The following is a 13,028-nucleotide window of genomic DNA, read 5'->3' as shown; positions in this document are numbered from 1 at the left end:
GCGTGATCCGTCCGACGCCCCTGCGGCGTCCACGGAGGCCCGTGCTCTACCGTGGTCCGCGTGAACCGACCTGTCCAACGCCTCATCATCGCCGTCCTCGCCCTCATCCTGGTCGTCTCCGTCGGCGCTGTCGGGATCAGCTCGCTGACGGGCAACAACCCCAGCGATGAGAACCAGAGCGAGCAGCCGACAGCCGCGAACCCGGACGATCGACCCACGGCGGACCCCGCGGATCAGCCCCCGAAGCCCGAGCTGCCCCGCCCCGAGGAGCCCGCCGGACTCACCGAGCAGACCTCCGAGGGTGCGCAGGAGACTCTCACCTACCTGCTCGAGTCGTACACGTACATGATGACCACCGGTGACACCTCCGTATGGGAGGACTCCGTGGACCCCAACTGCGAGGTGTGCACCACCTTCCTGGGCAACGCCCAGATCCTCCACGAGCAGGACGGCTACCTCGTCGACGGCGAGTTCGACGTGCGCTCGACAGGCTTCTCCGGCACCGGCGAACCCCCGGCCACCGGCCAGGTCGTCGCGGACTTCACGCAGGAGGCCAGCATCATCGTCGATGACCCGAACCTCCAGGCCAACCCCATCGACGAGGTCTCCGGCCAGCTCATCGCCCAGGTCGCCTGGGACGGCACGCGCTGGCGCGTGACCGACATGAGCATCGCCCCCGCCTCCAGCGGTGCGAGCGACGCGGGCGGTGCGAGCGACGCGGGCTGAGCGGGCTGAGCGGGCTGACGCAGATGGGGCCGACGCAAGGACAGGTCATGACGGCAGCACAGTGCCATCCGCGTCGTCACCCGCCACCGGCCACCGGCCACTCACCACTCACCACTCACCACTCACCACTCACCACTCACGCATCCTCGAGTACTGCCGAGCACCGAGCACCGAGCACCGAGCATGCACCACGTGTCGTTGAGAGCGGCCTCAACGACACGTGGTGCTTGATACCGCGCAGTAGCTGGAGCAGCTGACCGCTCCGTCCGAGTGCGCTGACCCGGGCATTGTGGATGAACAGCACCAGCTGACGGCTCTGCACGCATCCTGGTGCCATGCCGAGACCTCCCGCGCCCCTCCCCGCAACGTTCCCCTGGAACGTGTTCACGCGAGCAGAAGCTGCGAGTGCAGGGATCTCCGTGGAACGTCTGCGCCGCGCGGACCTGAGGAGGCTGCGACAGGGCCTCTTCGCCCGGACTGCAACAGAACTCGTCGAGATGGATATTGCCTCCGCCCTGTGCCGAGCCGATCCGGGCGCAGCGGTCGTCGGGGTGAGCTCCGCCAGGATCCAAGCCCTCCCTCTTTCCCTGCGTCTCGACCAATGGAGCGAAGGCACCCCGGTGCACATCTCCTTCCCTCAGGGCAGGAGGATCACCGACGGAGTGATCAGCAGACACGCGCTTGTCCTCGGGCCCGGTGATCTCCGCACTGCGTCGTTCGTCCATCCCTCGTCCGACGCAAGCAGCTCGGACCGCCTCGAGCTGCCGCTGCGACTCACCTCCCGAGCCCGGACCTGGCGGGATCTCGCCGGAGTCCTGTCACACTCTCGACTGGTGGCAATCGGTGATCACCTGGTGCGTCGGCCTCGCCCTGACTTCGAGTTCGGCAGGTCCGAGCCATGGTGCTCGCTCGAGGACCTGGCGCTCCAGTGCACTGGTCGGCATGCGCGGATTCTGCGCGCTGCACTGCGTGACGTGCGCGTCGGCGCGGACTCTCCCCGCGAGACGCTGCTGCGCCTCGCCTTCGCAGATGCCGGACTGCCTGAGCCGGAGATCAATGTTCCCCTGGTCGGAGCGGACGGCCGCATCCGGCACACTCCGGACTTCCAATGGCCCGCACACCGGATCGCTGCGGAGTACGACGGCAAGGGTCACAGCAAACCAGACCAGGTGAAGCGGGACATCGCGCGCGCTCGACGCGTGCGGGATGCCGGCTGGACCGAGGTTCGGCTGTTCGCCGCCGATGCCGAGGACGGCTGCGCGGGTGCGGTGGACCAGATCCGCCGAGAGCTGCGGTGCAAGGGATGGGTGCCGTGACGCCCCCTTGCTCGACCACCGCCCCATCACCCTCGCAACGCCTCCGTAGCTCCTCCTTCCTCGCGCCGCCCAACCGCCCTCGTACCGCCCAACCTGCAGCACGTGTCGTTGAGCGGCCTCTCACCGACACACAATGCACTCTCGATGGCACTCCCCGACCGAAGGCCAGTACGGAGGCGCGACAGCAGGCGGGCGCCGGGACGAGCAGGCGGGCGGGTCAGCTGGCTAGTGGGTGAGTGTGTACCGGGATGCGCGAGCGGACTAGCGCTGAAGAGCAGACGAGCAGACGAGCAGACGAGCGGACGAGCGGACGAGCGGACGAGTCGTCTATACCTTCCGGGAAGCCCGATAGAGGAACAGGTCGGTCCGGTACGGGATGCCGACGGTGCTGCCGGGCTCGTGGCCGAGGTGGTCGTGGAGGTACCAGTCGAGGTTCGCGAGCACCTTCGCGCGGCGCTCCTCGGAGGCGGTGATGACGTAGCTGCGGGTGCGAGCGAGGTCGATGATGTCGCCGGTGGGCATCGGGTCTTCCCACTGGTGCACGCTGCGGCGCGCGAGCGTGAGACCCGGGCCGACGGTGGGCGTGAAGTCCTCGCGGTGGATGTCCCCGGCGTGCATGATCCGGGAGAGGCGATGCACCCACGGGATCGTCACGTCGAGCATGTTCCACACCAGGGCGAGCACGCCGCCGGGGGCGAGCAGCCGTGTGACCTCTGCCGACGCGGCCTCGGCGTCGAACCAGTGCCACGCCTGCGCGACCGTGACCAGCTCCGCCGAAGCATCCGGGAGGCCCGTGGCCTCGGCAGGAGCGACCTGCGTGGCGAGGGTGGGGGCGGCGGGGGCTGCGGGGGAACTGAGCCGTGGCACGGGGTCGACGGCGGATGCGGGGTCGACGGCGGATGCGGGGTCGACGGCGGATGCGGGGTCGACGGCGGATGTGGGGTCGACGGCGGATGTGGCGCTTGCATCCAGATCGGCCGACGGGCCACGCCGCAGAGCTGTCTCCAGCATGGCGCGGCTGGTGTCCACGGCGGTGACGGCGAGACCCCGCTCCGCGAGCGCCCACGACAGCTTGCCGGTGCCGGCCCCGAGGTCGACGGCGCGGGGCTCCGCGCGGTTCACCTCGGCGAGAATCGCGTCGAGCACGGCGGGCGGGTAGCCGGGCCGTAGGCGGTCGTAGTCCTCGCCCTGGTCCTGGAAGGCCGCCGCGAGGGCGCTCTTGCGCTCCGCACTGCCGAAGCGGGGCTCGTCTCGCGCGGAGATCGCGGGGACAGGAGGGTTCACGGAGTCCGGCACGACCAGAATTCTAGATGCTCGAGAGATGAACAGGCAGGGCGTGATGCATGCCCGGCTCAGTCTTCGATATATCCCGTCTCCGGGTCGACCTGCTCGAGGAAGTTCCGGATGATCGCCAGATGATCGGCCATCTGCAGAGGCGGTGAATTGTGCGCAGCGAGAGAGAATCCGTACTGAGCGTTCGAGCCAGACGTCCAGTCATAGCCGTAGTTGCCGGGAGCGCCGTGCGAGACCGTGAAGACTTCTCCGTCGCACTCGAGCCTGAAGGACATCAGCGTCGCCACCTTTTCACCTCAGTAGGTTCCTCTCCCGGTCAGCAGCCACGGTACGGCGAGGCAGACCGCGAGAGCGAGGACAAGGGCGAAACCTGCCAGGACCAGCTGCCAGGGCGCTGCTTCCCGCCCGCGTAGCAGGGCCACGATGCTGAGCAGAGTCACCACGAGCGCGAGCAGAGCGCCGAGAAGCGACACGGGGATGAGGGCCAGCACGCTCCCGATCCAATCGGGATGCTCTGTGGCCTCCCTGGAGCCGTCCGGCGGCGGCAGGTAATAGGTGACGCGCGCAGACGTGGCTGCTATCAGGGTCGCGAGAGCGGATACGAGCGTCGCAATGGCCCCGAGCACGACCGTGAGCACCGCCCGCCGGGATCGCTTCGTCCCGAGAGCCAGCTCGTCGGCCCGAGCTCTCGCGTCTGCGCCTGTGCCCGCGTCCGCCCCTGTGCCCGCGGTCTCACCTGTGCCCGCTCGCGGGCCCGCGTTCTCGGTGTCGCGCTCCGTCCCCATGGTCCGTCCCCTCACGCGCTCGCCCGTCGATGCTGACCGACGCAGGGCGTCCAGCCCTCCGGTCGCCCTGCCCGGGCAAGACTGCCCAGCGTCTCGGCGGATGTCGATGGGGAGTTCTCACTGCGACGCGCGGTGCGCCACCCAGGAGCGGTGCAGGCCCGCGTAGATCCCGCCCTCGAGCTCGACCAGCTCGGCGTGGGTGCCGTGCTCGGCGAGGTCGCCGCCGTCGAGCACCATGATCCGGTCGGCGCGTTCCGCAGTGGAGAGCCGGTGGGCGATGGTGATGGTGGTGCGGCCCCGGGCAAGGCCGTCGACGGCCTGCTGGACGTGCACATCACTCCATCATCGTCGTTCGACTCACGTCACGGGATGAGCGGGAGATATTGCTTGCGGGCGAGCATCGAATGGATGATCTCCTCGGTGCCGTCGTCCCAGATCAACACCACCAATTCGAGAAGACGAGCGTGGGTATCGAATCCCAGCCGGAATTCGCGCTGCGGGTTCTCCTCATCCAGTGGAGCGAGGTAGACCGCGGTGCTGCCCGCACGAATCGACTCCTCAGGAGCGATGCCGTGCTTGAGCGCTGAGGGGCGGACCCTCACGCAGTCGTCCACTCACGGACGGCTTGTCGGATCGCCTCTGAACGATTCAGATGCTCCCGGTCCGCACGCTGCATGAGCGAGGCGATCTCCTCGTCGGTGAATCGCACAGGCACCACCTGGGCTGCCTGCTCTCCGCGGGCGGGCCGCCCGCGTCGGCGCAGTTGCTCCACGTCGTAACCGGCCTCGGCTTCAGCAACCCAGGCGTCGACCTGCTCCTCGGGAACCTCACGTCCCTGCATCTTCCTCATACCACGTATTGTATTACGTATACCTGTGCCATGGCCAGGCAGCCCGCCACGGCCGTGATCGCAACGACGGTGCACCGTCTGCTGCTCACCGCGACGCGCGGTGCGCCACCCAGGAGCGGTGCAGGCCCGCATAGATCCCGCCCTCGAGCTCGACCAGCTCGGCGTGGGTGCCGTGCTCGGCGAGGTCGCCGCCGTCGAGCACCATGATCCGGTCGGCGCGCTCGGCTGTGGAGAGCCGGTGGGCGATGGTGATGGTGGTGCGGCCGCGGGCGAGGCCGTCGATGGCCTGCTGCAGGCGCACGTCGGCCGCGGGATCCACAGCGCTGGTCGCCTCGTCGAGCACGATCACGTCGGGGTCGGCGAGGTAGGCGCGGGCCAGGGCGACCAGCTGCCGCTCCCCCGCGCTGAGGGATTCGCCGCGCTGGCCGACGGGGGTCGCCAGACCCTCGGGCAGCTCGTCGGCCCAGGTGCCCAGGCCCAGCTCGGCGAGCGCCTGGTGCATCTCCGCCTCGGTGGCGCCCGGCCTGCCGTACAGGAGGTTCCCGGCGACCGTCGTGTCGAAGAGGAAGCCCTCCTGCGGCACCATGATCACGCGCGAGCGCAGCGAGGCGTACGGGATGAGGTGCACGGGCACCCCGCCGATGAGCAGATCGCCGCTGGCGGGATCCATCATGCGGGTCAGCAGCTTGGCGAACGTCGTCTTGCCGCTGCCGGTCTCCCCCACGATCGCGATGCGGCTGCGGGCGGGCAGGTCCACGGTGATGCCGTGCAGCACCTCCGGGCCCGTCGGATAGGAGAACCGCAGGTCGCGGATCTCGATGTCGAGCAGACCGTCCGGCAGCTCCGTCGCGCCGGGCACGGGATCCAGACGCTTGCCGGTGTGGGGGTCCATGGCGCCACCGGGGTCGGCGACGTCGGCCGGGGTGTCGAGCACGCCGAGCACGCGCCGCCAGCCGGCCACGGCGTTCTGGGCCTCGGAGAGCATCTCGATGCCCATCCGCACCGGCTGACTGAACAGCGACACGAGGAAGACGAAGGCGATGACGCCGCCGGCGGTGAGGTCGCCGCCGGGCAGGTTCACGCCGAACGCCTCGGTGCCCAGCAGGATCCCGACCACGACCACCACGGCGGTGGCGAGCCCGTCGGCCGTCTCGGAGAGGAAGAACGAGGCGGACTGCGGCTTCAGCACGGAGAACTGGGCATTGCGCACGTCGCGGACCCGCTCGAACTGGCCGGCGCGGGTGCGGTCCTCGATGCCGTAGGCGCGCACGGTGGCGGCGCCGACGAGGGACTCCGAGACGGAGCCGAGCATGGTGCCCACGTTGGCGCGGACCTGCTGGAAGCGGGCGCGGATCCGCTTCTGCAGCGAGCCCATGATGAGCAGGATCGGGATGTAGCAGATCCACACCACGAGGGCGAGCGGCCACGAGTAGAACGCCATCACGGCGGTGGCGAGCACGAGCTGCATGCTCATGACGACGAGCATGATGCCGCCGAAGCTCATGAACTGGCTGACGGTGTCGACGTCGCTGGTCACGCGGGAGACGAGCGCGCCGCGCTGCTCGGTGCCCTGGGTGAGCAGCGAGAGGTCGTGGATGTGGCGGAAGGCGCGCTTGCGCAGGGTGGCCAGCGAGGTCTCGGCGAGCCGGAACAGCCGACGGTTCATCAGCACGTTGCAGGTGGCGGTGACCAGCAGGACCAGCGCGGCGAGCCCGGCCGCGCCCCCGACGAAGGCGAGGTCGGGCCGCTCGGGGGCGATGATGCCGCGGTCCAGGATGGACTGCACCGCGATCGGCACGACGACCTTTCCGCCGGTCGCGACCACGGCCAGCAGCAGAGTGATCCAGATGCCGCGCAGCAGCTCCGGGGTCAGGGCGAGGCCGCGCCGGATCGTGTGCAGCGCGGATTCGTCGGTGGTGGTCTCGCTGCCGAGGGCGGAGGATTCGGCGCGGTCGGCTGCGGGTGCGGCGGTCATCGGCCGTCCTCCTTCTCATCGCGCGGTGCTGAGTCGGGTGCGGGGCGCGGCTCCTGAGGGCCGACGGGGCGCGCCTCCTGGAGGCCGACGGGGCGCGCCTCCGCGCGGTCCGCGCCGACGGGGTCGGGCTCGGACGGGTCCGGTGGGAGCGCATGCAGCGCCCCGGTGGTCGCGGGCGGCTCGCACTCGCACTCCCCGTCGGGGGTGACGTCCTCGCGGCGGTACCTGCCCTCGCCGTGGCGCTCGACCGCGGCGGAGACGGTGCGGGCCCGGTCGGCGTCCACGGCGATGCTGGGGTCGGGGCCGTCGCTGGGCTGCGGCCCCGAGGACTCGAGCAGGTTGTGGGAGATCGCGGCCTCGTCGTACGCGTCGACCAGGGCGCGGTAGCCCTCGCTGTCCGTGCGCAGCTCCTCGTGGGCGCCGCTCGCGGCCACGCGCCCGTGGTCGAGGAAGACGACCTGGTCGGCGAGGGAGATCGTGGACTTGCGGTAGGCGATCAGCAGCAGCGTGGACGAGGTCATCTCACGGCGGATCCCGTCGAGGATCGCCAGCTCCACGGTGGGATCGCAGGCGCTGGTCGCATCATCCAGGATCAGCAGCCGGGGTCTGCGTGCGAGGGCGCGGGCCAGGGCGATGCGCTGGCGCTGCCCGCCGGAGAGCGATCCGCCGCGCTCTCCCAGCTCGGTGTCCAGTCCGTCGGGCAGGGCGTTCACGAAGGTCTCGGCCTGGGCCACGCGCAGCGCCCAGCGGATCGTCGCCTCGTCGATGTCCTCGCCGAGGGTGACGTTCTCGCGCACGGTGTCGTCGAAGATGAAGGCCTGCTGGAGCACCAGGGCGACATCCGCGGTGAGGGCGTCGGCCGTGAGGCAGCGCAGATCCGCACCGTCCACGGAGATGGCGCCCTCGTCAGGGTCCACGAGCCCGGCCGCGAGCAGGGCGAGGGTGGACTTGCCCGACCCGGTGGCGCCGACGACGGCCAGCACACGGGTGCCTGCCTCCGGATCAGCACGAAGGGTGACCCCGTGCAGCGCCGCGGAGGTGCGCAGGTGGTCCTCGGCGCGCGCGCCGCGACCGAGGATGACCTGGGCGGGGTCGTCGCGGTAGACGAACGAGACCTCGTCGAAGGTGAGCACGCCGGGGCCCGCGGGCAGGGCGTCGGGGCCGTAGGTGCGCTGTTCGGTGACGTCGAGGATCTGCTGCACGCGGCCGCCGCCGACGACGGTGCGCGAGAGGTCGCCGAGCACCCAGCCGAAGGAGCGGATCGGCAGGGACATCAGGGTGAACAGGTACGCGACCTCGACGAGCTGGCCGGTGGTGAGGTGCCCGTCGCCGATGCGCCAGGCGCCGAGCACGGCGACGGCGAGGATGCCGAGGTTGGGCAGGGCGTCGATCGCGGGGTCGAACCAGCCGCGCACGTAGCCGAAGCGGATCCCCGTCTCGCGCAGGTCGTCCGCCGCGCGGGTGAAGCGCTTCTCCTCGACGTCCTCACGGCCCAGCGACTTCACGACGTTCGCGCCGTCGAAGGACTCGTGCGCGATCTCGGCGACCTCGGCGCGCAGCCGCTGGGAGCGCACCGCGATCGGGGTCGCGAAGCGCTGCAGCAGCACGTTGAGGATGATCAGCAGCACGATGAGGGCGAGCATCACCAGCAGGATCACGGCGTCGATGCGGGCCACGACGACCGTCGCGTACACGAGCATCACGATCGTGGACAGCGCGAACGGGAAGGGCGCCATCGCGAAGAACGCGGCCTCGACGTCGGAGTACACCGAGCTCAGCAGGGTGCCGGTGGACTGCCGGCGGTGCCAGAGCAGCGGCACCTTCGCGTAGACGGCGGTGAGGCGCTCGCGGTACAGGCGGAACAGGTCGAACTGGGCGGCGGCGGCGAAGATGCGGCGGGCCATCACGGTGACCGCGCGGGCCACGGCGATGCCGAAGATCGCGAGGCCGCCGCCGACGATCAGGCCGATCTGGGGCTCGCCGCCGGCGAAGGACGGCACGACGACGTTCTCGGTGACGCGCCCGATGATCGAGGAGGTCGCGATCTGCAGCAGCGCGAAGACGGTCGCGCCGAGCACGGCCAAAGAGAACCAGAGGCGCTGCTCCCAGGACCCCTTGAGCAGTCGCTTCAGGCCCGGGACCAGCACGGCGGGGTGGTCGCGCTCGATATTCGCGATCGGACGCGGCGCGGGCGCAGGGGCATTGGCGCCGGCCGGATCTGGTGCGCTGCCGCGGGCCGGAGCGGACGAGTTGCCGGGGGCGGTGGTGGCGTCGGGCGTGGTGACGGGAGTCGCGGCGGAGCGCGGTGCGGGGGTGGTCATGCGGTCACGAAGTGGACGACGACGCCGATCGCGAACACGATCGTGGAGAGCATGGCCAGCGAGAACTCGATCATGATGCCCACACCGAGCGCCTTGACCGCGATCCAGGCGGAGCCGAGGCCCTTCTTCAGATCCTTCTGCCGCACGGCCTCGCTGATGCACAGGCCGAGCACGAACCCGATCGGGAGGCCCAGCAGCGGGATCACGAAGAACCCGACGATGCCGGCGGCGATGCCCACGTAGATCGGCCACATCGGCACCTCGGCGGCGTGCAGCTTCCGGCCGGTGAGGACGTAGCTGGTGGTCACGCCGATCGCGCTGAGCACGAGCACGATGCCGAAGACGATCCAGGCGGGCCAGCCGCCGATCACGATGGCCCATACCAGGGTCGCGATCGCGATCGTGATGGTGCCGGGCAGCACGGGCACGACGATCCCGGTGAGTCCGACGATGTACGCCAGACCCGCCAGGACGGTGACGATGATCTGGACGGTGAGGGAGTCCACGGGTCCTCCGGAGGGGCTCGAGATGTGTCAGTCCCCGGCGGGTGCGTGAGCGTTCACGACCAGGATGCGGGGCGGCGTCGGCCCCGACGGACAGGGCTCCGTCCATCCTATCGGGATGATGCGACGGATCACCCCGATCGCCCACGGCAGCGCGATCAGGAGGCGGTGCTGCGCCTGCTCAGAGCAGATTCGCCCTCAGAGCAGATTCACCAGGAGCACGAAGGTGAGGGTGCCGAGCCCGACGCTGAGGAGCGTGCGTCGGCCGCCCAGCAGATGCGCGGCGATCGTGACCGCGGTCGCGATCGCCGCCGGGACGAGCCGGCCGGGATCCGCGTCGATCGAGGTGCGCAGCGTGGAGACGGCGAGGATCGCGAGGATCCCCACCGGCATCCACAGGGCCATGACGCCCACGAAGCGCGACTCCTGCAGCGGGCCGAGGATCACGAAGGGCACGGCGCGCAGGCCGAACGTGATGACCAGACCGATCACGAGGACAGCGAGGTAGTACGAGGTCTCAGGCATGATCGACCTCCAGTGGGGCGCTCTGCAGAACGTCCGTGGCGTCCTGCGGGGCGGGCCGACGACGATCCGCCTTCCGGGTGGTGAGCAGGTAGCGCACGGCGAGCAGGGACACGAAACCGATCAGGCCCACGAAGAGCGCGGATCCCGGCACCAGCAGCAGGGCGAGGCTCAGGGCGAGCCCGGCCAGCAGCAGTGAGGGGACCTGGCGGCGGGAGCGGCAGGCGTCGAGCGTGAGCGTGATGAACAGGGCGCACAGTGCGTACTCGAGGCCCTCGATGCGGCCCGGCAGGAACGAGCCGATCGCGACGCCCACGAGGCCGCCGCCCACCCAGTAGCTCTGGAAGGCGAGCTGCATGGCGACCAGTCGGGCGCCGGTCCAGGTGCCCGGCCGCGCGGCGGAGACGGCGTAGGCCTCGTCGATCATCGCGTAGACGGAGTAGAAGCGGGCCAGCGGATGGCGCACCACGCGCAGCGGGAAGGAGAAGGCGTAGAAGACGTGACGGAAGTTCACGAGCACCGCTGTGAGCGCGATCGTCGCCAGCGGAGTCCCGACCGCCATCAGTCCCACGAGCAGCAGCTCGACGGAGCCCGAGAACAGGAAGATCGACAGGCCCGGGGCGACCCACCAGGGCAGGCCCGTCTGCACCACGAGCATGCCGAAGGCGATGCCGATCGGGAACATGCCCAGGCCCGCCGCGAAGGAGAGGCGCACGCCGGCGGCGATCTCCTGACGGCGCGTCCCCAGGGTCGACGGCGGATCGGCGGGGGCGAGCACTGCCGCGGCCTCGCCGACCGGGATGGCGTCGAACGCCTCGCGGACGTCGTCAGTCACGTTGTCCGTCGCGTGCGCCTGCTCGTCGCCCCGGCGCAGCGTGTCATCTCCGGGGCCGACCGGCGTCATCGTCGGGCGGCCTGTCCGGAGGTCGCCCTGCCTGCTGATCATTTCCGTCACAGGAGCAATCATCGCAAGATCACGGCTTCTGGGGATTGCGCATATAGCGGCGCGAACCCTCTACGATGCAACATATGAGCCTTGATGACGTGGATCGCGCAATACTCGAGCATCTCCGCGAGGACGGCCGACTCTCGAACGTCGCCCTGGCCGACCGCGTGCACCTCACTCCCGGACCGTGCCTGCGCCGGGTGCAGCGCCTGGAGGCCGAGGGTGTGATCCTCGGATACGCCGCGCAGGTGTCGCCGGCAGCGCTGGGGCGGGCCTTCGAGGTGATCCTCGATGTGGACCTCACGGCGTACGACCGCGGCACCGTCGAGCACTTCGAGACCACGGTCGCCGCCTTCGACGAGGTGATCGAGCTGAACCGTCTGTTCGGCTCCCCCGACTACTTCGTGCGCGTCGCGGTGAGCGATCTCGAGGCGTACGAGCACTTCCTCACCGAGCAGATCATCACGATCCCGGGGGTCTCGAAGATCTCCTCCCGCTTCACGATGAAGGTGCTCAAGAGTCAGCGGCCGTCGGCGTCTCAGGCGTCCTCCGGTCCACCATCTGTGCGCCGCTGATCCGCCCAGACAGACCGCTGCGGTCCACGAACAGCACCACGACCAGAGTTCCGAGCACCACGGCGGCCGCGGCCGTGTTCAGCAGCGAGGGCACGAGCGGCACGTGGGCTCCGGCGGCGAGATCGGCGAGGCCGGGCGCCAGGGCAAAGACCCCGGCCACCGGCAGGGCACGCAGCAGACGACAACGGCGGCTCCCCCGTCGGCCGTCCCACAGCGGCCGGATCGCGACCAGCCGCTGCCCCGGCGAGGCGCCGCTCCCCCGCAGCGCGGGCAGCACCACCGTGAGCAGCAGGCCGGCGAGAAGCGCCACCGGCTGCAGGAACGCGGCGGCGGTGAGCGCAGCGTCGGGCATCTGTCTCGCGCCTGTCGCGACGGTCCAGGCGAGCGCCATGGCGAGCACGGTGACCGTGTGCAGCATCGCGGGCATCACGGAGACGAGGGCGGCGTCGAGCGCCGAACCCAGCAGGCGACGGGTCCGGGTGACGGGCTGCGTGGGCAGCGCGGCGAGGGTCGCCGGGCGCGGGACCCAGCCGGCGATGATCGGTGCCGCCACGGCCCCGAGCAGGGCGCCCGCTGTGTTCGTGAGCAGGTCATCGACGTCCGCCACGCGATAGCCGCAGTCGTAAATCTCCCACAGGCCGGTGAACTGGGTGGTCTCGATCAGCAGCGAGGCGGCGAGGCCGAGGAGCAACGCGGTGGGGATCCCGCGACCGGTCATCACGCGCACGAGCAGTCCCAGCGGGATGAACAGCACGATGTTCAACAGCGGCTGCGCGATGGTCGCGAGGGCGAAGGAGGATCCGAGCCCGTTCTCGCCGACGATGCGTGCGATATCGGTGATCACCGCGCCCGGGATCACCTGCAGGATGCCGCCGCTGCGACCCTCGCACACCGACGGATCCGGCAGCGGGAGCAGCGTGTACGCCACGAGGGCCACCCCGTAGACCGACACTGCGGCGGTGCCCAGCAGACGCGTCAGGCTGAGCCGGCCGTACGCCGAGTACTGGACAAGGACAGCGGGGACGAGGACGCCGAGGAACACGAGCGTGCCGCCCACCAGGGCGAAGGGGATCTGCCAGGTCCACGTCTCGATCATGGTCCCAGCCTAGATATGCAGGTGGCGCACGGAATCAGACCGGGGTGCCGACCGTGGTCCTACCGTGGTGGGAGGCCTGGTTGAGGGCCCGGTCTCGGGGGCCTGGTCCCATCCAGCATC

General features: G+C 70.2%; 15 protein-coding genes. 3 read left to right on the top strand and 12 right to left on the bottom strand.

Annotated elements, in window-relative coordinates:
* Positions 1–60: 60 nt before the first annotated feature.
* Together ACT3UL_RS15490 and ACT3UL_RS15485 are read left to right on the top strand one after the other, a co-directional pair.
* Positions 61–726: a DUF6318 family protein gene (locus ACT3UL_RS15490; protein WP_444579234.1), complete on the top strand. Its 666-nt coding sequence runs from the start codon at positions 61–63 to the stop codon at positions 724–726.
* An 833-nt stretch (positions 727–1,559) separates the two neighbouring features.
* Complete coding sequence (locus ACT3UL_RS15485) at positions 1,560–2,042, top strand: hypothetical protein (protein WP_444579233.1); 483 nt, start codon at positions 1,560–1,562, stop codon at positions 2,040–2,042.
* 327 nt (positions 2,043–2,369) lie between these two features.
* Here the strand turns inward: ACT3UL_RS15485 and ACT3UL_RS15480 are convergent, their stop codons facing one another.
* The 11 genes from ACT3UL_RS15480 to ACT3UL_RS15430 form a co-directional block, all read right to left on the bottom strand.
* A complete protein-coding gene (locus tag ACT3UL_RS15480; RefSeq protein WP_444579232.1) occupies positions 2,370–3,338 on the bottom strand; it encodes a class I SAM-dependent methyltransferase in 969 nt (322 codons plus the stop codon).
* A 56-nt stretch (positions 3,339–3,394) separates the two neighbouring features.
* Complete coding sequence (locus ACT3UL_RS15475) at positions 3,395–3,610, bottom strand: hypothetical protein (protein WP_444579231.1); 216 nt, start codon at positions 3,608–3,610, stop codon at positions 3,395–3,397.
* A 21-nt stretch (positions 3,611–3,631) separates the two neighbouring features.
* A complete protein-coding gene (locus ACT3UL_RS15470; protein ID WP_444579230.1) occupies positions 3,632–3,826 on the bottom strand; it encodes a hypothetical protein in 195 nt (64 codons plus the stop codon).
* Positions 3,827–4,237: 411 nt separating this feature from the next.
* Positions 4,238–4,453 carry a hypothetical protein gene (locus ACT3UL_RS15465; protein WP_444579229.1) on the bottom strand — a complete coding sequence of 72 codons (216 nt, stop codon included), beginning with the start codon at positions 4,451–4,453 and terminating at the stop codon, positions 4,238–4,240.
* A 29-nt stretch (positions 4,454–4,482) separates the two neighbouring features.
* Positions 4,483–4,722 (bottom strand): hypothetical protein, encoded by a 240-nt coding sequence (locus ACT3UL_RS15460; protein ID WP_444579227.1) that lies wholly within the window; start codon positions 4,720–4,722, stop codon positions 4,483–4,485.
* A complete protein-coding gene (locus ACT3UL_RS15455; protein WP_444579226.1) occupies positions 4,719–4,970 on the bottom strand; it encodes a ribbon-helix-helix protein, CopG family in 252 nt (83 codons plus the stop codon). The genes ACT3UL_RS15460 and ACT3UL_RS15455 overlap by 4 nt, the downstream gene beginning before the upstream one ends.
* 85 nt (positions 4,971–5,055) lie before the next feature.
* Complete coding sequence (locus tag ACT3UL_RS15450) at positions 5,056–6,945, bottom strand: ABC transporter ATP-binding protein (protein ID WP_444579225.1); 1,890 nt, start codon at positions 6,943–6,945, stop codon at positions 5,056–5,058.
* On the bottom strand, positions 6,942–9,266 hold the full coding sequence (locus tag ACT3UL_RS15445; protein WP_444579224.1) for an ABC transporter ATP-binding protein: 2,325 nt from the start codon (positions 9,264–9,266) through the stop codon (positions 6,942–6,944). The genes ACT3UL_RS15450 and ACT3UL_RS15445 overlap by 4 nt, the downstream gene beginning before the upstream one ends.
* Positions 9,263–9,772 carry a DUF456 domain-containing protein gene (locus ACT3UL_RS15440; RefSeq protein ID WP_444579222.1) on the bottom strand — a complete coding sequence of 170 codons (510 nt, stop codon included), beginning with the start codon at positions 9,770–9,772 and terminating at the stop codon, positions 9,263–9,265. The genes ACT3UL_RS15445 and ACT3UL_RS15440 overlap by 4 nt, the downstream gene beginning before the upstream one ends.
* Before the next feature lie 195 nt (positions 9,773–9,967).
* Positions 9,968–10,294, bottom strand: coding sequence for a branched-chain amino acid transporter permease (locus ACT3UL_RS15435; RefSeq protein ID WP_444579221.1), 327 nt, complete (start codon positions 10,292–10,294; stop codon positions 9,968–9,970).
* Positions 10,287–11,126, bottom strand: coding sequence for an AzlC family ABC transporter permease (locus ACT3UL_RS15430; protein ID WP_444579220.1), 840 nt, complete (start codon positions 11,124–11,126; stop codon positions 10,287–10,289). Before ACT3UL_RS15430 ends, ACT3UL_RS15435 begins: the two co-directional genes overlap by 8 nt.
* Positions 11,127–11,320: 194 nt before the next feature.
* On the opposite strand from ACT3UL_RS15430, the gene ACT3UL_RS15425 reads away from it, so the two are divergent.
* A complete protein-coding gene (locus ACT3UL_RS15425; protein WP_444579218.1) occupies positions 11,321–11,812 on the top strand; it encodes an Lrp/AsnC family transcriptional regulator in 492 nt (163 codons plus the stop codon).
* On the opposite strand, the gene ACT3UL_RS15420 is transcribed toward ACT3UL_RS15425, so the two are convergent.
* Complete coding sequence (locus ACT3UL_RS15420) at positions 11,751–12,908, bottom strand: VanZ family protein (protein WP_444579216.1); 1,158 nt, start codon at positions 12,906–12,908, stop codon at positions 11,751–11,753. The two genes, ACT3UL_RS15425 and ACT3UL_RS15420, sit on opposite strands and share 62 nt — an antisense overlap.
* Between the last annotated feature and the right edge of the window lie 120 nt (positions 12,909–13,028).

It is taken from the genome of Brachybacterium sp. 107 (assembly GCF_052379725.1).
Taxonomy (GTDB): Bacteria; Actinomycetota; Actinomycetes; order Actinomycetales; family Dermabacteraceae; genus Brachybacterium.
This window is presented reverse-complemented; position numbering and strand designations above follow the sequence as displayed.

Coding starts and splice junctions, on each gene's coding strand:
- ACT3UL_RS15420 (WP_444579216.1), bottom strand. CDS start 12,908: ATGATCGAGACGTGGACCTGGCAGATCCCCTTCGCCCTGGTGGGCGGC.
- ACT3UL_RS15455 (WP_444579226.1), bottom strand. CDS start 4,970: ATGAGGAAGATGCAGGGACGTGAGGTTCCCGAGGAGCAGGTCGACGCC.
- ACT3UL_RS15445 (WP_444579224.1), bottom strand. CDS start 9,266: ATGACCACCCCCGCACCGCGCTCCGCCGCGACTCCCGTCACCACGCCC.
- ACT3UL_RS15475 (WP_444579231.1), bottom strand. CDS start 3,610: ATGTCCTTCAGGCTCGAGTGCGACGGAGAAGTCTTCACGGTCTCGCAC.
- ACT3UL_RS15435 (WP_444579221.1), bottom strand. CDS start 10,294: ATGCCTGAGACCTCGTACTACCTCGCTGTCCTCGTGATCGGTCTGGTC.
- ACT3UL_RS15450 (WP_444579225.1), bottom strand. CDS start 6,945: ATGACCGCCGCACCCGCAGCCGACCGCGCCGAATCCTCCGCCCTCGGC.
- ACT3UL_RS15425 (WP_444579218.1), top strand. CDS start 11,321: ATGAGCCTTGATGACGTGGATCGCGCAATACTCGAGCATCTCCGCGAG.